Annotated in this window: 21 protein-coding genes and 2 riboswitches; of the genes, 2 read left to right on the top strand and 19 right to left on the bottom strand. The window is 41.4% G+C overall.

Features of this window, described 5'->3' with window-relative positions:
• Positions 1–116 precede the first annotated feature (116 nt).
• Both ACTWQL_RS05925 and ACTWQL_RS05920 read left to right on the top strand, forming a co-directional pair.
• Positions 117–851, top strand: a complete 735-nt coding sequence (locus tag ACTWQL_RS05925; protein WP_443141530.1) for a YqcI/YcgG family protein — start codon at positions 117–119, stop codon at positions 849–851.
• Between the two features lie 110 nt (positions 852–961).
• Complete coding sequence (locus ACTWQL_RS05920) at positions 962–1,813, top strand: dimethylarginine dimethylaminohydrolase family protein (protein WP_443141529.1); 852 nt, start codon at positions 962–964, stop codon at positions 1,811–1,813.
• A gap of 62 nt (positions 1,814–1,875) precedes the next feature.
• On the opposite strand, the gene ACTWQL_RS05915 is transcribed toward ACTWQL_RS05920, so the two are convergent.
• The 19 genes from ACTWQL_RS05915 to pheA form a co-directional block, all read right to left on the bottom strand.
• Positions 1,876–2,418, bottom strand: a complete 543-nt coding sequence (locus ACTWQL_RS05915) for a GNAT family N-acetyltransferase (RefSeq protein ID WP_443141848.1) — start codon at positions 2,416–2,418, stop codon at positions 1,876–1,878.
• Between the two features lie 24 nt (positions 2,419–2,442).
• On the bottom strand, positions 2,443–3,729 hold the full coding sequence (locus tag ACTWQL_RS05910) for a S41 family peptidase (RefSeq protein WP_443141528.1): 1,287 nt from the start codon (positions 3,727–3,729) through the stop codon (positions 2,443–2,445).
• 98 nt (positions 3,730–3,827) lie between these two features.
• Positions 3,828–4,157 carry a hypothetical protein gene (locus tag ACTWQL_RS05905; RefSeq protein ID WP_443141527.1) on the bottom strand — a complete coding sequence of 110 codons (330 nt, stop codon included), beginning with the start codon at positions 4,155–4,157 and terminating at the stop codon, positions 3,828–3,830.
• A gap of 68 nt (positions 4,158–4,225) precedes the next feature.
• Positions 4,226–4,453: a hypothetical protein gene (locus ACTWQL_RS05900; protein ID WP_443141526.1), complete on the bottom strand. Its 228-nt coding sequence runs from the start codon at positions 4,451–4,453 to the stop codon at positions 4,226–4,228.
• A gap of 63 nt (positions 4,454–4,516) precedes the next feature.
• Positions 4,517–5,038, bottom strand: a complete 522-nt coding sequence (locus ACTWQL_RS05895) for a hypothetical protein (protein ID WP_443141525.1) — start codon at positions 5,036–5,038, stop codon at positions 4,517–4,519.
• Positions 5,039–5,277: 239 nt separating this feature from the next.
• The gene (locus tag ACTWQL_RS05890) at positions 5,278–6,339 is read right to left on the bottom strand and encodes a homocysteine S-methyltransferase family protein (RefSeq protein WP_443141524.1); all 1,062 of its coding nucleotides are present in this window, start codon (positions 6,337–6,339) and stop codon (positions 5,278–5,280) included.
• 14 nt (positions 6,340–6,353) lie between these two features.
• Positions 6,354–6,923, bottom strand: a complete 570-nt coding sequence (locus ACTWQL_RS05885) for an NAD(P)-binding protein (RefSeq protein ID WP_443141523.1) — start codon at positions 6,921–6,923, stop codon at positions 6,354–6,356.
• Complete coding sequence (locus ACTWQL_RS05880) at positions 6,920–7,657, bottom strand: sirohydrochlorin chelatase (protein WP_443141522.1); 738 nt, start codon at positions 7,655–7,657, stop codon at positions 6,920–6,922. The genes ACTWQL_RS05885 and ACTWQL_RS05880 overlap by 4 nt, the downstream gene beginning before the upstream one ends.
• A gap of 14 nt (positions 7,658–7,671) precedes the next feature.
• A complete protein-coding gene (gene cobA / locus ACTWQL_RS05875; RefSeq protein ID WP_443141521.1) occupies positions 7,672–8,457 on the bottom strand; it encodes a uroporphyrinogen-III C-methyltransferase in 786 nt (261 codons plus the stop codon).
• A 21-nt stretch (positions 8,458–8,478) separates the two neighbouring features.
• A complete protein-coding gene (locus ACTWQL_RS05870) occupies positions 8,479–8,703 on the bottom strand; it encodes a DUF3906 family protein (RefSeq protein ID WP_443141520.1) in 225 nt (74 codons plus the stop codon).
• A 15-nt stretch (positions 8,704–8,718) separates the two neighbouring features.
• On the bottom strand, positions 8,719–10,350 hold the full coding sequence (locus ACTWQL_RS05865; RefSeq protein WP_443141519.1) for a nitrite/sulfite reductase: 1,632 nt from the start codon (positions 10,348–10,350) through the stop codon (positions 8,719–8,721).
• Between the two features lie 16 nt (positions 10,351–10,366).
• Positions 10,367–10,963 (bottom strand): adenylyl-sulfate kinase, encoded by a 597-nt coding sequence (gene cysC, locus ACTWQL_RS05860; protein ID WP_443141518.1) that lies wholly within the window; start codon positions 10,961–10,963, stop codon positions 10,367–10,369.
• 21 nt (positions 10,964–10,984) lie between these two features.
• A complete protein-coding gene (gene sat / locus ACTWQL_RS05855; RefSeq protein ID WP_443141517.1) occupies positions 10,985–12,133 on the bottom strand; it encodes a sulfate adenylyltransferase in 1,149 nt (382 codons plus the stop codon).
• Between the two features lies 1 nt (position 12,134).
• Positions 12,135–13,208 (bottom strand): inorganic phosphate transporter, encoded by a 1,074-nt coding sequence (locus ACTWQL_RS05850; protein WP_443141516.1) that lies wholly within the window; start codon positions 13,206–13,208, stop codon positions 12,135–12,137.
• 16 nt (positions 13,209–13,224) lie between these two features.
• On the bottom strand, positions 13,225–13,938 hold the full coding sequence (locus tag ACTWQL_RS05845) for a phosphoadenylyl-sulfate reductase (RefSeq protein ID WP_443141515.1): 714 nt from the start codon (positions 13,936–13,938) through the stop codon (positions 13,225–13,227).
• A gap of 413 nt (positions 13,939–14,351) precedes the next feature.
• Positions 14,352–14,457: riboswitch (SAM riboswitch) on the bottom strand.
• Between the two features lie 119 nt (positions 14,458–14,576).
• Positions 14,577–15,809, bottom strand: a complete 1,233-nt coding sequence (locus tag ACTWQL_RS05840) for an aspartate kinase (protein ID WP_443141514.1) — start codon at positions 15,807–15,809, stop codon at positions 14,577–14,579.
• A gap of 152 nt (positions 15,810–15,961) precedes the next feature.
• Positions 15,962–16,154, bottom strand: a riboswitch (Lysine riboswitch).
• A gap of 319 nt (positions 16,155–16,473) precedes the next feature.
• Positions 16,474–17,184 (bottom strand): DUF459 domain-containing protein, encoded by a 711-nt coding sequence (locus ACTWQL_RS05835; RefSeq protein ID WP_443141513.1) that lies wholly within the window; start codon positions 17,182–17,184, stop codon positions 16,474–16,476.
• 123 nt (positions 17,185–17,307) lie between these two features.
• Positions 17,308–17,709, bottom strand: coding sequence for a hypothetical protein (locus tag ACTWQL_RS05830; protein WP_443141512.1), 402 nt, complete (start codon positions 17,707–17,709; stop codon positions 17,308–17,310).
• Between the two features lie 11 nt (positions 17,710–17,720).
• Complete coding sequence (gene pheA, locus ACTWQL_RS05825; RefSeq protein WP_443141511.1) at positions 17,721–18,542, bottom strand: prephenate dehydratase; 822 nt, start codon at positions 18,540–18,542, stop codon at positions 17,721–17,723.
• Positions 18,543–18,724 lie beyond the last annotated feature (182 nt).

Genomic DNA, 18,724 nt, shown 5'->3' with positions numbered 1-18,724 from the left:
TGTTAATAAATCCCTTTTTATTATAAAATGTTTTAATGAACCTTTCTTAGGTAATAGATACTTCATGATTCCTATTTATTTAACATCATAGTACTCGTTATAAAAGGAGATTGAATATGCTGAAAACAGAGAGCCGTTATCTACTAACAAAAGAAGCTATTGAAAAGGGGACCGATCTCCCTGAATGGTTATTAGAAGAATATAATACGTTCAGCCAGATTGTTAACGATCCGACATTCCCCTGTTATTTCGGCAGGACTGCCCAACGCAAAGGGGAACTGCGCTATTCTTTCATCGAACATAATAAATGGGATCACTTGCCAGGGGCTGTCGAGAGTTTCTTAAGCTTATTCGAGGAACCTGATCCGAAAAGACATGGGCTTTTCATTTTTGTGGAACCAGAAAGTACAGAAAAGCCACTCGAATACTACCGCTCATACTTCTGGGATATCTTGCAGTATTTGCATCATAACGATCGTTTTCCATGGCCGCACAAAGCACCAAAAGACCCTGACCATTTTTTGTGGGACTTCCATTTCGCTGGTCAGCCAATCTTTACCTTTGGCAATGCGCCTGCCTATAAACAAAGGAAAACGAGGAATTTAGGGAACAGTTTGATTCTAGGCTTTCAACCTCGTGCAATATTCCAGGGACTCGAAGGAACAGAAAAAGGTGGTATCATGTCACGTGAAAAAGTGAGAGCACGAGTGGAAAAATGGGACGGCCTTCCAAAACATCCTGATATCAGCCATTACGGCGATCCTGAACATAATGAATGGAAACAATCGTTCATTGGAGATGATATTGAGCCTATGAAAGGAAAATGTCCTTTCCATCATAAAGACAGTTAATCGCAATGAATTTCGAACAATAAAATAACATGGAAATCGAATCATTCCGTGGGTTTTGCGATATTGGACAAAGGGAAATGTACAATATCGTCGAGATGGAGGTTATGGATATGAAGGGAATAGCAATAGGAAGCAGTATTCATTGCAGCACAGAATATTCAACGCTCAAGAAGGTACTAATGGTAAAGCCATCTTATATGGAAATTAATGAAGCCATCAATGAAACTCAAAAACACTACAAAGAAACCATTATTGACACCTCACTCGCTATACAACAGCATGAAACGTTCGAACATGAACTGAATCAGCATGGAGTGGAGGTTACCTTACTTCCTGCTGAACCGAGTTTACATGAACAGGTTTTCACAAGAGACATCGCATTTACAATTCACGATCAGCTATTCCTGGGTTCAATGAGGGAAAGAGTCCGCAAGGAGGAAACGACAATATTGAAAGACTGGCTTCAAGAGAATTCTATACCTTTTCAAGATAGGCATCCTGGATCTATTGAGGGCGGTGATGTTGTTATCGATGGTTCTACCATTTGGGTGGGAAAAAGTGGCCGAACTTCACTTGAGGCAATTGAGCATTTTCATAAGCGTCTCCCTTCTTTCCGTATTGAACCATTAAAGCTCAGGAGTGATATTCTTCACCTTGATTGTGTGTTCAACATCATTAGTGATCATACAGCACTTGTTTACCCTGAAGCTTTTGCACCGAAGGATTTAAGAAAAATCAAATCAAGGTTTGAGATCATACCTGTAACGAAGGAAGAGCAGTTTCACATGGGACCGAACGTACTTTCCATAGGGAATAGAAAAATCATCAGCCTCACACAGAATGAAAGGTTGAATCATTTGATGGAATCTAAAGGGTTCAAAATCATTCCGGTCGATTTTTCTGAAATCATTAAATCAGGAGGCTCATTTCGATGCTGTACACTCCCACTGCAAAGAGAATAATAAAACACAAGATAAAGGGTTGTCTCAATTAAAGGGACAACCCTTCTTTTCAGAATAACGCATTAATTGAAGTCATTTTTTAAGCATGAATACATGTATAAATCATCAAATTTTCCACATGTATATTCGTAATGCCGAAGCAAGCCTTCTCTAATAAAACCATGTTTCTCCACCAATTTTTGTGAGGGGAGATTGTCAGGTTCGATCAAAGCCTCAATTCTTTCCAATCGAAAGTGATCATACCCATATTTCACCACAGCACGCAAGGCTTCACCAGCAATCCCTCTTCCCCAATATTCTTTGCTTAATTCGAATCCAACTTCAGCACGATGGTGTTTGGAAACCATATTAAGAAATCCGCAGCTTCCGATGACCTTCCCGACATCTTTAAGGGTAATCCCCCACCTGATACCGGTGCCTTCTTCAAGAATAGAGGTATACCACTTGATTTCATCCATTACGTCTGCAATAGTCTGAGAAAGTGGTAACCCCATATGTTTCACAACTTCTCCATCAGATAGATAATTGAACATATCTTCAGCATCATCTGATGTTACTTGTCTTAATATCAATCTATTTGTTTCTATTATCGGAACTTCTTTCACCATTTCTTTCACTCTCTCTATTGACTAACATGAATACTCTCTCAAATATTGAAGGTGCTCAAATGCTTTTTGTAAATCAATATCTTGCTTTATATGATCAGGACTCCAAGGAATATAAATGTTAGGCTGAATACCAACCCCACTCATCCCTTTGCCTTCATCGACTTTTGATAATTTAGTGGTTGGATACCAAAGCTCGAATTTATTATCCCATCCCATCACAGCAAGGTTGGAATAGTCATTCAAGCCTAATGTCGGCCGCCCCATTAAAATAACTTTTGTTGAGTTTTTACAGATCTCTACAAATGAATCGCCTGAACTTCCACAATACACATCTGTTAATAAAATAATATTTTCAGGACCAGGTTTTGTTTTCAATAATAAACTTTCTTCCATATCACTGAAATCCAATTCAACAAACCCTTTACCCTTATTCTCTTCTAATGTATTGATCATCATATTGATTTGATTTCGTGTCGCCGCATCTTCAAGAGTCGAGAAAGCATTCTTAAGGAATTTCGTTCTTAGTTCAACATTACGGTTTGTACAATTCGTCAACATTACACCATCATCAAAGCTTTTTAAATCAATGACTTCTCCATCAAATAGATAAGGAAGCAATTCAAAGTAGGCTAGATCACTTCCACCTTTGTTTACCCGCACATCGATAATGAGGTTTTTGCGATTTGCTAAAAGGAACTCGTTATCACTGATTAATTTTAATAGTGCATCATGATTCATAAAGTCTGTGAGTTTTAATAATAATGTATCCTCCGTTATCTCTTCTAGTGAATACTCAGGTTGGAATGGTTCTTTTTCATACTTTCCAAGATCAATATCGAATCTGTTCCCAGCTTCATCCGTTATAGAAGCACTGTTGTACATTGAAAGTATATCATTCCAGTTCTCTCTTTCAGCTTCTTTTTCCATCAATCGTCTTTTATGGATCCCAACCAAATCAGTGATTGCAATCCCATCTAATGCTGTAATAGCGTCCCCAGGTTTTACTCTATTCTCCTTTCCAGTGGCTACTATATAAAGCAAATCATTGTATCTTCTGACCGTAAATCCGACATCATAATGGGTATTTTTATTTTCCCCAGTATATTTGAAACTCATATGTAAGTCTTTAAAATCAAGCAAGTAGTCTTGTACAATTTGCACAAACGTTATATCACTATTTTCTTCAACGTTCAATTTCTTAATCTGATCCCGAAAAAAGGATGGGTTGTCCCATCCCTCTTTATCAACGCATCCAGAATAGTCATTATGAAGAATACGAACAACTTCATCAAATATTGTCAGATACATCTAATTCCTCCTTATTGAAGCAATGTCTTTACTATATGAAACCGGATTTTTAATAATAATTCTCTACATTAAAAAATGTTATCTGGTAAAACCAAACATTACCCTTCACCATAAAATTCTGCAAAATGGAGAAAACCAATCTTTTTAACCAAATAGTTTCGCAATTCACTCTGGGTAGCTTTTTCAATCGGAGGGGTAGTCAAGGTATAAGCTTTCGCATTCAACTGGTCAAACCTATTTATATCTATTTCATTATGAAAATCATCTTCAATAATTCCTGATGTAATCGCAGCCTTTGGGTAGCCCATTAAAAACACTTGTGTCAAAGTTGGTGTTGAGTGTAAGAGTAGGAACACAACTACTATTACAACCATAACACTTATCGATTTTTTCAATATCCCACCTACCTCAACAATTATATCTTTCAAACTACACTTCCTTACCTTTGTTGGAAAACGTAAGAATAATATATTAATGGATGAAAAGAAAGAGCCTATCAGCGTTCATTGCCCCTCTTAAAATTACCGGTTACCTTCGCCATTATTAATTGTTCTTCCTTTTCATTTTCAGCAGCGTTCATTTTCTTTAAAAACTTCTCTCCATCTTTCCCTTTTAAGGTTTTCACTTGTTTTCCATAATACTCTATAAAAACAGTATTATTTTTAGTGACCCGATAACTGAAAGGTTCTTCATCTAGACGACTTCTTCTATCAATATTGCCCATGTCATCCCCCATATTCTTCGACTAGTGTAGCCGCTTATCTAATTTTCATTGCTGAGCATCACTTTATCTATCTTTAACCGATAAGACAACATCAGCGTAGAATTCACCATCTAAAACTACTTCATATCGCCATATGCCACCCTTGGGCATTTCAAAATTGGCTGTAAAACGTTCTAAACTTGAATATCCTGGAGATGGTTTGTCAACCGTTTTAGGAGAGACTACTGTCAGCTTTTCATCTGTCTCTTTGTGGTAAGCATGAATCGCTAACTTTTTTCTTTTAAAAGTCTCAAATGATTCAGTGAAAGAAAACAAATACCCAAATGGTTTTCCTGCTACTAGGGATTGGGCTGGATGTACATTTAAGAGAACCTTACCATCTTTTTTGTATTCCTCCCGAACTTCCCAATCTTCTTTTACTGGCAATTTATCTAATTCAGGTATATTCGTAACAGGTTTGTCTGGAATCGAGTGCTTAACCTCGGGTTCACTTTCCTGCCTAATTTGTATAGCCACATCTTTAACAAGGTTAATAAAAATAATAAAGACCAAGCCAATAACAACAAGAAATATGCTTTTTTTCATGGTCACCTCCCAAAACCAATCAGTCCGCAAACTTGCCTCTATTAATCAACAAAGAAAACAATTTACCTTTTTAAAGTTTAACATATTTTTCCTTTAAGTTGGTTTATATTTCGCTTAAAGAAAACGTGGCAAAGCTTAGCCTTAGCGCAGTCTGAGCCTTAGTTGCGCTTATACTGAAGAAAGTATTAAGTATAAAAAAGAGGACTGTCCAATAATTTGGATCGGTCCTCCATAATACCTTATGCTTTCGTCCTGTACGCTACATTATGTTGTTTCAATGTTTCGTCTTGACCAAACAAGAAGTGTTTCTCCATATTCGGTGAGTATTTTGAATTCGGAGCCAAACGCCCGACTGCTTCAGTAACTGCTCGGATCATTGCCGGAGAGGCTCCGCAACATAACCCGATGAACTGAATATCTGTTTCATTATGAGCTTTCTTTGCCCATTCCGCCAATTCATAACGATTGTGATAAAGCGGGTCCAAGGATGTTGGAAAAGTTGTTTCTGTTGGTAGCGAGCAACTGCATCCACCATCAGGCAAGTTGAAAAAGGTAGGGTGCTCTTCAGTCGTCCTGTACGGGAGCGGAAGTGCTGCAAGATAACCTTCTGTGTTTTCACGAATCTTTTCAATGTGTGGCTGCATCGTATCAGGTCCTCTGAAGCAGTTCATTTCTACAACCAGCGCACCATTTTGCTCAAGAATTTTGCAGGATTCTTCCACTGTGAAATCATCCCGAAGGACACCTTCACCCATCAATCCTAACGAAATCACGGCATCAAGCCCGCCTTTTTTTATTTCTTCAAGTGCGATCAACGCTTCCTCATGATAGTAGAACGTTTCACCTAAGATGAAATCTACACCTTCATCGACACACCAATCCACCATTTCAGCAAACATCGCCCTGACCTCATCCTTGGACGAATCATCCTCGGGATCGAAAACATTCGTATTCGATATGTTCCCTGCTACCAGTGCAGTTTCCTCAGGGTGCTCTTCCGCAACTTTTTTTGCGGAACGGATGGCTTGCCTGCTTAAGTTTTCAACCAGATCCTCTTTCCCGATGATCCGCATTTTTTCACGGTGAGCATTATATGTGAAAGCGACGATGACATCAGATCCAGCGTTCATGAAATCACGATATGACTGCTCCAATGCCTGTGTATTTTCTAAAGCAACCTCAGGAACAAATGAACCTGCCTGAAGGTAACCACGTCGTTCTAGTTCGAATAAGTAGCCTTCTCCACAAATCACAGGTCCGTCTTCCAGGCGTTGTCTTAATGTACGTTTCTCTCCACTCAATGGTACTCACCCCTTCAACTTTTCTTTTCCCAGGAACTCGTGCATTCTTCTAGCAGTTTTTGTTTTTCTGGTTCATTTAACGTCATCCGCTTGATTTTTTGACGGCAGTCGAATAGATGATCCATGTATTCCTCATATGTTGCATCATAGGTCTGTGCTAGTTCATCTCTTATTCTTTTTGCTATTATTGGACTAGCACCGCCTGTCGAGACGGCGATGGTCAGTCTGCCTCTTGATAGTTTTGCAGGAACATGGAAGTTTCCAGTGCCTGGGTCATCGACCACATTGACTAGTTGATTTTTTCGAGTTTGTGCAGCAATACGCTGGTTCACATCAGGATCATTTGTTGCAGCGATTACAACAAACGCGTCCTGATAGTCTTCAGCTTCCGCTTGTTTTTTTATCCAGTTTATCTGCTCTCGCTGCACCAGCTTTTTTACATTATCATTCACATCAGGACTTACAACCGTTACCTTCGCCCCGGCTTCCACGAGTGACCTGATTTTACGATTTGCTACCTTTCCGCCTCCAATGACGACGGCGTCTTTACCTTTGAGATCCAGCATGATCGGGTAATGGCTCATACGCCAACACCAATCAATTCCTGGACCCGTTCGGAAACTACTTCCTGAAGGTTCGGGTGATAACCGAGGTAGTCGCATAAAATAAAATCCTGATTTTCTGTTGTCAGTTTTCGGATCGTCTTTTCCATGCTTTTCATCAAAATTCCTGTAAACAAGAGATAGGGAACGACCAACACTTGTTTATGACCATATCGCATTGTTTGTTCAAGTCCTTCTTCAAAGCTTGGCTCAGCTGCAGCTAAAAAGGATGTTTCAACTCTTTTGAACCGATGCTTTTCAAATAATCGATCTGCAATCTCTCGTAAATCCCTTTTCACGTCCGGATCACTGCTGCCCCTTCCAACTAAAAGGACCATTGCATCGTCAATCGGTTTTGCCTTATCATAGATCCGTCTGATTAAAATATCAATGATTTTCTCATGTACTCCGAACGGACGGCCATAAGTGATTGAGATAGTTGGCCACCGGCTTTGCAACCGTTCAAGTTCCATAGGGATGTCCTTTTTCGCATGCCCAGCTGTAAGCAACAAAATCGGTACAATTGCAATGCTGGTTGCACCGCGCTCAACACAACGCTTGAAACCTTCTTCGATCGTAGGGTGTGCCAATTCGAGAAAGCTGATCTCCTGAATCGGAGTGGACTGGTGTTCCATACTCTGTTTCATGAATTGAGCAGCCTGGTTCCTTGCTTCTTCAACTCTACTCCCATGACCGACGTATAAGATTGCTTGCATCTCTTTCCTCCACCTTAAAAAGCGACTTTCTTCTGCAATTCACTTTCTGGTTCAATCAAGCGTTCGAACCAATTGAGCTTATCGCGGAGACGGACGACCTCCCCGACGATGATCATACTCGGGTTTTTAATTTCATTTCGTTCGACGACATCGACGATCGTGTCCAATGTTCCAGTTACGGTCTGCTGTTCTCCAATGGTTCCCCAGTGCACTAAGGCGACAGGCGTCTCGCTGGGACGTCCGTGTTTTGTAAGTTGTGCACAAATATAAGGCAGGTTTTTGACTCCCATATAGATCGCGAGTGTATCAATCCCTTTTGCAAGGCTTTCCCAGCGCAGATCATCCTCTTCTTTATCCTTACGGCGGTGGCCAGTCACAAAAGCGAACGTTGAACTATGTTCACGGTGTGTAACCGGTATGCCAGCATAAGCAGGAGCGGCAATCCCTGAAGTGATTCCAGGGACGATCTCGAACTCCAATCCGTGCTTCGCCAACGCTTCCGCTTCTTCACCACCTCTGCCGTATACAAACGGATCACCGCCTTTCAATCTCGTGACGGTTTTCCCTTTCAGACCATTCTTTACGAGAAAATGATTGATTGTTTCCTGTTTCATCAAATGATAATCTGGCAGTTTTCCGCAATAAATCAGTTCCGCATCCTCTTTTGCATAATTCAGCAACTCTTTATTGATAAGCCGATCATAAAGAATGACATCTGCTTCTTCTATGCACTTCATGCCTTTAACCGTGATCAATCCTGGATCACCCGGCCCGGCACCTACTAGATAGACTTTACCCATTTCATCCTCTCCTTCACGTGGTCAACTGCCGCTCAAAATCGTTTCTTGCTCATGCAGGACAAACCCGTTTCCCTTTCGGATTTTCTTCTTCTCATATAGTGAAATATCATCCACTTCTGGTAATCTCAAAAAATACTTTTCAAGTTCGACTTCTACAAGCCGGAATGCCGCCTCGTCATTCTCCGCGGCAATGATGACCGGAATCACATCCGTCTTCGTCGTCACTTCAAACCGGTATAAATCCACTCTATATCACTCCTATCATGAAACATTCGCTGTCACATTTCCTAGAATCCTGTCCAATTCTTCTTGAAGCGGCTCGATACCAAGTCGTCCAACAAATTCATAGAATGATTCACCTGGCAGTTTTTCCTTTTTAAAATAGGTAAGGAATTCTTCTAGAACCGCGGGAAGGTGTTCGCCGTCAATCTTACCTTTCAGCTTTTCATTAAACTTTCCGCCGTGGTTTAAAGTGCCGCCGACATAGATTTCAAACGCTTCGATCAAACCGCCTTTTTCCTTTGATTTCATTTTGATGCCTTGTAATCCGATGTCAGCAATTTGCCGTTGCCCGCATGAATTCGGACAACCGACCATATGAAGCCTCACAGGGACATCTACCCTGATCTGTTCATCCAAATATTCCGCAATCCTCCGCATCCGCTCTTTTGTTTCCACTAATGCCAGGTTGCAAAATTCAATACCTGTGCATGATACAGAATACGCGATGAAACGCTTCGGCTCGATCGTGATCCTTTCAAATATCTTTTCTTGTAAAAGCGCATCGACTTTCTCGTCCGGAATATTCGGTATGATGATATTTTGAGAGTTGCAAGTTCGGATCTCCCCATTGCCGTATTGTTTAGAAATAGCCGCAATCTCTAAAACTTCATCTGCGTCTAACCTTCCCACCGGTACGTTGAAACCAATATAATTCAGCCCGTCTTGTTTTTGTTTATGCACACCGTAGAAGTAGCCGGCATTCCAATCCTTCTGGACATCCTCACCTTTTGAAGGCAAAGGACCCGTTAACTCTACTAATTTTTCCTTGAATTCTTCAGGTCCCCAGTCAGCTACTAGGAACTTCAGTCGAGCACGGTGACGTTTTTCCCTGTACCCGAAGTCTCTGAAGATCGTCGTAATCGCAATTGCAGTCTCTTTCACGTTTTCAGGTCGTATAAAGACATCCAATGTTTCTGCGAGATATGGTCTTGCTGCCAGACCACCGCCGACTTTTACATGGAAACCTTTAATCTCTTCCCCATCGATTTCTTTCACAGCCGGGGTAAAGGACAAGCAATTGATTTCAGCATTCGAGGCATTGTGGACATTCGTACTGATCGAAACCTTATATTTCCGCGGAAGGTTTGAAAAGTCCTTGTTGTGCTGAAAATACTCATAAATTTCTCTCACAATCGGTTCTGTATCGAACAACTCATTCGGATCGATACCGGCAAGCGGATTGCCGACAATATTACGTGTGATATCACCGCAAGCACCTGCAGATGATAACCCTGCCTTTGCCAGTCGGTTAAAAATATCCGGGATATTCTCGATTTGCAGCCAGTGGAACTGAATTGCCTGCCGAGTCGTTACATCGAATACCCCTCGACCGTAATCCTTACAGATCGATGCCAGCGTTTCTGCTTGTTCATAATTCAAGACCCCAGACGGAACATTGATCCGCATCATGAAATAGCCGTCTTGTTTAGGCCGTTGTAAGTACAGGCCAGCCCATTTGAATGAATCCCACTCTTCCTTCGGGATCGATTCAAAACCATTTTCAGCGTAATACGGAATATCTTTAAAGATTTCTAGACCGTCTTTCTCAAGCTTCTTCAACTCTGTCTTATTCAGCTTTTCATTGTCTGCCCAGAACTTTTCGTATGCCATTCGAGCATCCTCCTCTTTAAAATAAGTTCTTTTCTTTTAAATAGCCGATTACCTGATCAGCACATTCTTCCACGGAAAATCGGTTTGTTTCAATGACCAGTTCAGGAGCTTCTGGTTCCTCATATGGGGAGCTTACACCTGTGAACTCCGGTATCTCCCCTTTTCTTGCCTTCTCATATAGTCCTTTTGGATCGCGTGTTTCGCATTCGTCTAATGGACATTTCACATAGACTTCTATGAATTCATCAGATTCGACCATTTCTCGAACTCGATCTCGATCAGCCTGAAAAGGTGATATGAAAGCTGTGATGGCAAATTGCCCACTATCGACAAACAGTTTCGCTACTTCACCGATCCGACGGATATTCTCCTGCCTGTCTTCTACTGAAAAACCGAGTCCTTTGTTCAAGCCGTGACGGATGTTATCTCCGTCCAATACGTAACTTCTTAATCCTTGTTCATGAAGTTTCCAGTCGACCGCGTTTGCGAGCGTCGACTTGCCTGATCCTGATAATCCTGTAAACCAGATAATACTGCTTGTTTGTTTATTTAAATGCCGGCGATCATGTTTCGATACAGCCGCTTCATGCCATGTAATGTCTTGAATTGCCATATATCTCACTCCTTCTGTTGATCATGTTGTTATCGGTTCTCGTTGTAATCCTTTGATCAAGACTTCAGCTACTTCTGGACGGCTGAATGTACTCGGCGGGGTTGATCCATTTCGGAGCAGCTCCCTCACCTTCGTTCCCGACAACACGACATGATGTTCTTTGTCGTGCGGGCAAGTTTTCGTCGAAGCCATGTTTTCGCATTTTTCACAGTAAAAGCTGTGCTCAAAAAACAATGTTTCAATTCCTAATTCTGATTTTGTGAAATGACTGAATATCTTTTGGGCATCATAGGTGCCGTAATAGTCACCGACGCCCGCATGGTCCCTACCGACAATGAAATGTGTACAGCCGAAGTTCTTGCGGACCAATGCATGGAAAATTGCTTCTCTCGGACCGGCATACCGCATAGCTGCAGGGAATACTGCTAAAAACACTCGATCACTTGGATAGTAATTTTCAAGTAGGACCTCGTAACTTTCCAATCTCACATCCGCTGGAATATCGTCCGCTTTTGTTTCTCCGACAAGCGGATTCAGGAACAGACCATCTACCGTTTCGAGAGCGGATTTTTGAATATATTCATGTGCACGATGCACAGGATTCCTTGTTTGGAAACCGACAACAGTTTCCCATCCTAGGTTTTCAAACTGTTCCCGCGTTTGTTTCGGGTCAAGATAATAATTGGAGAATCGATCTTTGACTGGGCGTTTGACGAGATGGATCGGGCCACCTATGTATACATTAGGCCGCTCAAGTAGTTTTTTCACACCAGGATGAGCAGTTTCTGCCGTCTTGTATACGTGTACAGCCTCCCGTAGCTTATCGGGAACGTACTTTTCACTGACTTCGATCACCCCATATACAGTTCCATCTTTCACGAGCTTGACCCGCTCTCCGACTTGTAATTCTGCTGCTTTCTCCTCACTGACAGGTAGTGTAATCGGAATACTCCAAGGCAGACCGTTTTCAAGTCTCAAATTATTGACGACACTTTCATAGTCTTTTTCTCCAAGAAAACCTTCGAGTGGACTATACGCCCCGATTGCGATCAACTCAAGGTCACTCAAAGCGGTTGCATCTAATTCGATCTCTTTTTTCAAAGTTCCATAATCAAAGGCGATATCGATTCGATTGATCAATTTCCCTCCATGTGGAATGCTTGTGCTCATACTAAATTCCTCCTCCTTGTTCATGTATGGTACGTTTTTCTGCTTTGATCGTTTTGATCAGACTCAGTGAACCGACTGTTGCGATGAAAACACTTCCGATCACACTGATTGTGTAGAAATCACTATCTAATAGGACCTTGACCATCCCGTAGGCAATCACAAGTGAAAAGACTGGGGAGACGACCCAAACTTTGACCATTTGCAAAATGATGTTCTTTTGCAGGAACGAAAATCCATTCTGTCCCGTTCCGATCCCGATGATGGCAGAAGTTGTGATTTGGGTTAGCGGGACGGGAATGCCGAAAATGGATGCTATGATGACCAATCCGGCACCTGTGCCTGATATCGCACTTCCTTCTAAAAGTGAGAATTTGGTAATACGTTTTCCATTGGTCTCCAACACCTTCCCTCCAAAGAAGATGGCCCCTAATGCGATGAATGCACCTCCGAGCAATGTTCCATGTGAGATTGAGAGCAATCCAGCTCCGACCAGGGGACCGATCGCATTGGCAACATTGTTCATCCCTGCTGAAAAGGCTTCAAGAAAACCCATGATGATCAACAATACGGTTAAACACTTCTTCCATCTCCCCTCAAGGAAAGCACCATATCTTTCTTGAATGATTTGGATCAACTTCCCCATTACCAACGCAAACAGGAAAGCGATGATTGGAATCAGGATCCAGAACATCACCACGGTCATTAGGGATTCCACATACAGAGATTGGTAAGCCAAGCCTACTCCGACAACTGATCCAACAGTTACTTCACTTGTCGATAACGGAATCCCGATAAGATTTGCAATCGCCAGTGATATGGTTGCTGCCCCAAGAATGATGACGGCCGTTTGAATCGTGATGAGCTCAGAAGGTACAATTCCTGAACCGATCGTTTTTACGACCTCACCTCCACCAATGACCGCTCCTAGAAAAACACCTGTTCCACATATGGCCAATGCAATGATTTTCCTATTGATCGCACCTGACCCGTAAGAAACACCCATGGAGGCAGCAGCCCCACTTGCTCCCATATTCATGGCGAAAAAGAAGGCGACGATAAACGCGATCACTATCATCTAAGAATCCTCCTCATCAGGATAGATGAAGACCACATTCAGTCTTTTTCAAATTCGTCCATCGCCCCGCCCGTAAATCTGCTCCATCCTCCGTCGGCAAGGTGCATTTCTCACAGCCGATGCTTGGATAACCCTGGTCATGCAGGACGTTATAAGGGAGGTCATAGGTATGAATGTATCGCCAGACATCTTTCCAAGACCAGTGAATCAATGGACAAACTTTGATAGCTTGGAACTTTTCATCTTTATTGATGAATTCCGTGTTTCTTCTCGTAGGTGATTGCTCTCTTCTAAGCCCCGATATCCAGGCTTTGTGGCCAGACAATGCTTGTGTAAGTGGAACAATCTTGCGAATATGGCAGCATCGGTTCGGATCTCGTTCCCATAGGCTTTCTCCATATGCTTCAGCTTGTTCTTCCACTGTCAGTTCAGGTTTTTTCAGATCAATTTGTAATTTGGGATAACGAGCTTTCACCCTATCAATCAATTCATAGGTTTCTGTGAAGTGAAGTCCTGTATCAAGGAAAACGATTTTCGCCTCAGGATTCACCTTCGAAATCAAATCAATCAATACGATACCTTCAGCACCAAAACTGCACGCATAGATGATATCCTCTCCATACAAGTCATAAGCCCACTCTAAAACGTTTAAAGCCCCTTTGGTTTCATTATCGATCGAGATCTCCAGGTTGTTGTCAGACCATGTTTCATACGATAATAATTGTGCCAATTTCAATCCCTCCAATCTCTTCTGTGAAAAAGAAAGAGGCAACTCTAACCTGGTCAAAGGTTAAAGTTGCCTCTAGTTTGTCTAGTCAGCAGCCTTTTCGTTTCTTTAAATCTTTACTTTGTTATACTTTATTGTTGATTTTCCGGAAATTCGCTCCCTTTCCGCGGGCGATCCGCAAGCCTCCTCGCTCACTGCCACAGGATGTGGTGGCTTCGACGTTCACCACAGGACGTGGTGGTTTTTAGTCGAAGAACCTAAGTTCGCTGTGAGGTCTCGTATGACTCGCTGTTCCCGCAGGAGTGTCGCAAATTTCGCTTCAATCAAACTTAGAAGATATCAACAGTATTATTTAACAAAGCTTACATGTAAAAAAGCCTTCCAATTTGGAAGACTTTTAGGCTAATCAGTGTTTCACCTTATCTACCAAAATGGGAATCCATTTTGCTGGATTTAGCACCTTGCATCATGCAGGTTGCCGGACATCATTGGGCCAGGTCCCTCCGTCACTCTGGATAAGATTTAATTTGATTATCATTCTAACTATTCCAATAAGGAATGTCAACAATCTTTTTTAATGTTTTGATTATTTTTGCGATTGGTCTTTCCAAATCCACGTATAGCAATAGATCAAGCAGTTATTAAACTTCGACTGTTTTTCTTTCTTCGAGTTCAAATGCTTCATGCAAGCATTCCACTGCAGAAATCATTGTGGTGCTAGACACGATTGTAGAGACCTTGATCTCGGATGTGCTGACCATCTTGATTTTGATCCCATTAGAAGATAATACGTTAAACATTTTTGCAGCAACACCTGGATTGGAAATCATTCCTGAACCTACGATCGAAACTTTCGCAAGGTCACCTTCATACGTAATATGGTCATAATTCAACTCTGGTTGATATTCACTCAATACTTCCAACGCCTGATTGAGCACCTCTGAATCCAATGAAAAAGAGATATCCGTCGCTTCTTTACCATTGGTGTTCTGGATGATGATATCTACATTGATTTTTTGGTCTGAAAGGATCGTGAATAACTTTGCTAATGTATTGATATCATCCTGTAAACCATGAACGGTCACTTTTGTTACATTACTCTCAAACGCGATTCCTCGCACTGTAAGATTGCCTTCCATTGAAACTTCCTCCTCTATCATGGTGCCGGTTTCTTTTTCGATACTTGACCGGACCTCTAACTTAACGTTGTAATTTTTAGCGAATTCGACAGACCGAGGATGTAATACTCCCGCGCCAAGGTTCGCCATTTCAAGCATTTCATCATAGGAGATCGATTCGAGCTTCCTAGCTCCTCCAACAACTCTTGGATCGGTTGTGTATACCCCTGTGACATCCGTATAGATCTCGCACTTTTCCGCTTTTAAAGAAGCGGCTAATGCGACAGCTGTCGTATCAGATCCACCTCGGCCGAGCGTCGCGATTTCCTCTTCATCAGTCAAACCTTGGAATCCAGCAACTATGACAATGTTTCCTTCGGCCAGGTGTCCATTGATTCGCTTGTTGTTGATGTCTAGAATCCTTGCATTCCCATGTGCAGCTTCCGTTTTGATACCAGCTTGCCAGCCAGTAAGTGAGACAGATTGATATCCTTTTTGTTGTAAAGCCATTGCCAACAACGACATCGAAACTTGCTCTCCTGTCGATACGAGCATATCAAGCTCCCTTTTTGAGGGATTATCAGAAATGTCATTTGCCATTTGAATCAGATGATCAGTACTTTTTCCCATTGCTGAAACAACAACGACTACGTCCTTGCCCTGATTGTAAGTATCAATGACACGATTAGCCACATTTTGAATTCGTTCAATCGATCCTACAGATGTACCACCATATTTTTGTACGATTAATGCCATGATTCCATTCCTTTCATGTTGAGAAATAAAAAGATCGACTCAATAGAAGTGTGACGGACGTTCATCCGCAACCATTGTTTAAATGGTTGAAATAAAACAAATCGCCAGACTTGAGAGTCGATCCTCAAACGTCTGCCACACTTATTCCCTTTACGTGAGATAGTCCTCCATACGCCAGCAGGGAGCATGGTCGTATGACAGCCCTGTACTTATTCAATACAGGTCCAGCCGGATGTTTGTTGAGACGACAATCCAGCTTCGGCGAATTCCCCTTTCCTTTTGCACTCATTAGAGCCCAACCTCTTCATGCAAAATACTAATGGTCTTCGCGCCTCTACCATCACTTCAAACTTGCATGAAGTGTGGCCTTTAAATTTAATTGTTTGTTATTCTACCAGAAACACGACAATGAAACAAGCTTTTTTTCAAAATGGGAAATTCGTTGGAGAAATGTGCTTTATCTAGGTCAAATTCTGCATCAATTAACACTAAAAACAGTTGTCGTTATTAGACTTTAGTCATCTGAACGTGATAAACAGGCATTATCTACAAAATTGAAGGGTCAACTTACAAAAATAATAAATTATGTACAAAAATAAAAAATTATCTACAAATATGAAAAAATATCTACAAAAACAAGAGGCTGCCCTTTTGGACAACCTTCTTAGAAATCATATTCTTCTACGATTTTCTTCGTGATCAATTTATACCCTTTTTTATTGGGATGCAGGGAATCACTGAAATACTCAGTGGATTTTTCCTGAAATAGCTCGTTCGTGGAAATGAATTTCACACGAGGATAGTTGTTGACGATCTTCTGGCTTGTAACATTCCATTCTTCAATCACTTGCTCTATTTTTGCAGATGAAGGATATGGGTTATAAAGGCCAAGAAATAAAATAGGTGCGTCCGGATTTTCATCCCGAATAATCGTCATGATGTCTATTACATTTTTTTCATAATCCGCTTTTCCTGCTTTCAACCGTTTTTCATAAATAGGAAGCAGGTTGTTGCCGTTACTTTTGAGGACATCATTGGTACCAATAAAAATGATGAAATAATCCGCATCGTCTAAATTGTCTTTAACATCTGTATGTTGAAGCTGATATAACAGCCCATCTGTTTGCTGGTTAGGTATTCCAAAATTCTGGACGGTAACTGCGCCATCATGATGGTCTGAAAGCAGTGTTTGAAGATCATCGACATATCCGCTACCCATATCATCACCAACACCATAGGTAAGCGAATCCCCCAATGCTACCAAATTTGTGCTTTCCTTTGTTTTGGCTTCTTGCTTCTGATTCATTGCAATAATTCCTGCGATTGCTGATACGAATAATATCATACTAATGGTATATGCTAATATTTTTTTCATAGGTTCCTCCTAGTGGTTAATCCTTCCCTTTTACTATCGGGATTAAACCTACTATTGCATAGGAGAAGCTGTTTTGATCGCTATATTTAATTACATGCTCTTACGTGAAAATAAATTATCTCCCTATACCTTTTCCATGACGGCCTTATTTTCTTTATCAAACAAATAAGCTTCATCTAAACCTAACACTGATAATTTATGGGGTGTTGCATAAACGGCTGTGCCTTCTGGTATCGCAATGATTGGAGTAGGGTCTCCGCCACTTATATATACAGCTGAAAATGGTGTAACATCATCAATTGTTTTCTCTCTGAGATCAGTCCACATCATGATTTCACTCACTCCTAGTGGATTGAACATACTTTTCACATAATCCAGACAACGATCATAGGTTCTGAACTTGGGATCACCTGCAAGAGGAATATAAAGTAGCGGTTTCACAGGATCAATCTTTTGGATAAAATATTCGTTTACCTCACGTGTCTGTTCGGCATTTCCGCCTCCGGAAAGGAATAATTCTCCCATAACCCCCCCTATTAAAGTTTCGTCGTATTATAACTTCCGAGGATTTGAACATGGTGCCCGTACGTTTCAAGGATCGTCATCGCTTTGATCATATCCGAATCCTCTACTCCCTTTTGTGTTTCGACAAAAAAGCGATATGTGCCTAACTTCTTTTTAGTTGGACGTGATTCAATCCAAGAGAGATTAATTGATAACGATGCAAACACATTCAATATCGTGACCAACACCCCAGGTCGTTCTTCAAATGGAGTGATGACCAACATTGCTTTTTCTGAGTGAGCAATCTCCTCAGGAGGGTTCGAAACAACGACAAATCGGGTATGATTTTCCGTGAAATCTTGAATGTTTTCTTTAACTAACTCCAACCCGAAAGCTTTGGCTGACCATTCTGAGGCAATGGCTCCGAACTCCACTTTAGCTTCATCCCGGACAGCTTTTGCTGCAGCAGCGGTACTGTTGAAATGTCGGCTGGATGCCCCTAAAGACTGAATGTAATCGCGACATTGCGCTAAAGCAGGGGGAATCGACCAGACCTCTTCGATCTTATTGAGATCCGCTCCTTTTACACCTAACAAGTGTAGAGCCACAGGCAGTATGACTTCCCCTTCAATGAAAAGGTCATTCATCAACAAGCCATCTATTGTAATATTGATTGTTCCTTCAATTGAATTTTCAATCGGGACAATCCCTTTTTCGACTTCCTTATTCCTAATTGCATCCAAAACATCTAAAATGGATTCACACATCAGCCCATCCATTTGGTTAGATGAAAAGTATCGAACAGCAGCTTCCTCTGAAAAAGTTCCTTTAGGTCCTAAATAGGCGACTTTCATTATGCGACTCCTTTAACAATGATGATTAATTCCTATACTCTAGCCTAAATTCAAATGTAAATCAACTATAACCAATAGCCATTTTGATGGTTACAAAATTTACTCCCTTTCCATGATCAATCGAAAACGGAAGCAACCCGATTAGTCACCTAGGTCATCTGGCCATTAAAAGAAGGTCCCCA

The sequence above is a fragment of the Pseudalkalibacillus sp. R45 genome (assembly GCF_052246725.1).
Taxonomy (GTDB): domain Bacteria; phylum Bacillota; class Bacilli; order Bacillales; family Fictibacillaceae; genus Pseudalkalibacillus.
The sequence above is the reverse complement of the archived record's forward strand: the minus strand, read 5'-3'. Positions and strand labels throughout refer to the sequence as shown.

Coding starts and splice junctions, on each gene's coding strand:
- ACTWQL_RS05830 (WP_443141512.1), bottom strand. CDS start 17,709: ATGGGAGAATTATTCCTTTCCGGAGGCGGAAATGCCGAACAGACACGT.
- pheA (WP_443141511.1), bottom strand. CDS start 18,542: ATGAAAGTCGCCTATTTAGGACCTAAAGGAACTTTTTCAGAGGAAGCT.
- ACTWQL_RS05880 (WP_443141522.1), bottom strand. CDS start 7,657: ATGCAAGCAATCTTATACGTCGGTCATGGGAGTAGAGTTGAAGAAGCA.
- ACTWQL_RS05850 (WP_443141516.1), bottom strand. CDS start 13,208: ATGATAGTGATCGCGTTTATCGTCGCCTTCTTTTTCGCCATGAATATG.
- ACTWQL_RS05835 (WP_443141513.1), bottom strand. CDS start 17,184: ATGAAAAAAATATTAGCATATACCATTAGTATGATATTATTCGTATCA.
- ACTWQL_RS05920 (WP_443141529.1), top strand. CDS start 962: ATGAAGGGAATAGCAATAGGAAGCAGTATTCATTGCAGCACAGAATAT.
- cobA (WP_443141521.1), bottom strand. CDS start 8,457: ATGGGTAAAGTCTATCTAGTAGGTGCCGGGCCGGGTGATCCAGGATTG.
- sat (WP_443141517.1), bottom strand. CDS start 12,133: ATGAGCACAAGCATTCCACATGGAGGGAAATTGATCAATCGAATCGAT.
- cysC (WP_443141518.1), bottom strand. CDS start 10,963: ATGGCAATTCAAGACATTACATGGCATGAAGCGGCTGTATCGAAACAT.
- ACTWQL_RS05895 (WP_443141525.1), bottom strand. CDS start 5,038: ATGAAAAAAAGCATATTTCTTGTTGTTATTGGCTTGGTCTTTATTATT.
- ACTWQL_RS05925 (WP_443141530.1), top strand. CDS start 117: ATGCTGAAAACAGAGAGCCGTTATCTACTAACAAAAGAAGCTATTGAA.
- ACTWQL_RS05840 (WP_443141514.1), bottom strand. CDS start 15,809: ATGGCATTAATCGTACAAAAATATGGTGGTACATCTGTAGGATCGATT.
- ACTWQL_RS05910 (WP_443141528.1), bottom strand. CDS start 3,729: ATGTATCTGACAATATTTGATGAAGTTGTTCGTATTCTTCATAATGAC.
- ACTWQL_RS05900 (WP_443141526.1), bottom strand. CDS start 4,453: ATGGGCAATATTGATAGAAGAAGTCGTCTAGATGAAGAACCTTTCAGT.
- ACTWQL_RS05865 (WP_443141519.1), bottom strand. CDS start 10,350: ATGGCATACGAAAAGTTCTGGGCAGACAATGAAAAGCTGAATAAGACA.
- ACTWQL_RS05885 (WP_443141523.1), bottom strand. CDS start 6,923: ATGAGCCATTACCCGATCATGCTGGATCTCAAAGGTAAAGACGCCGTC.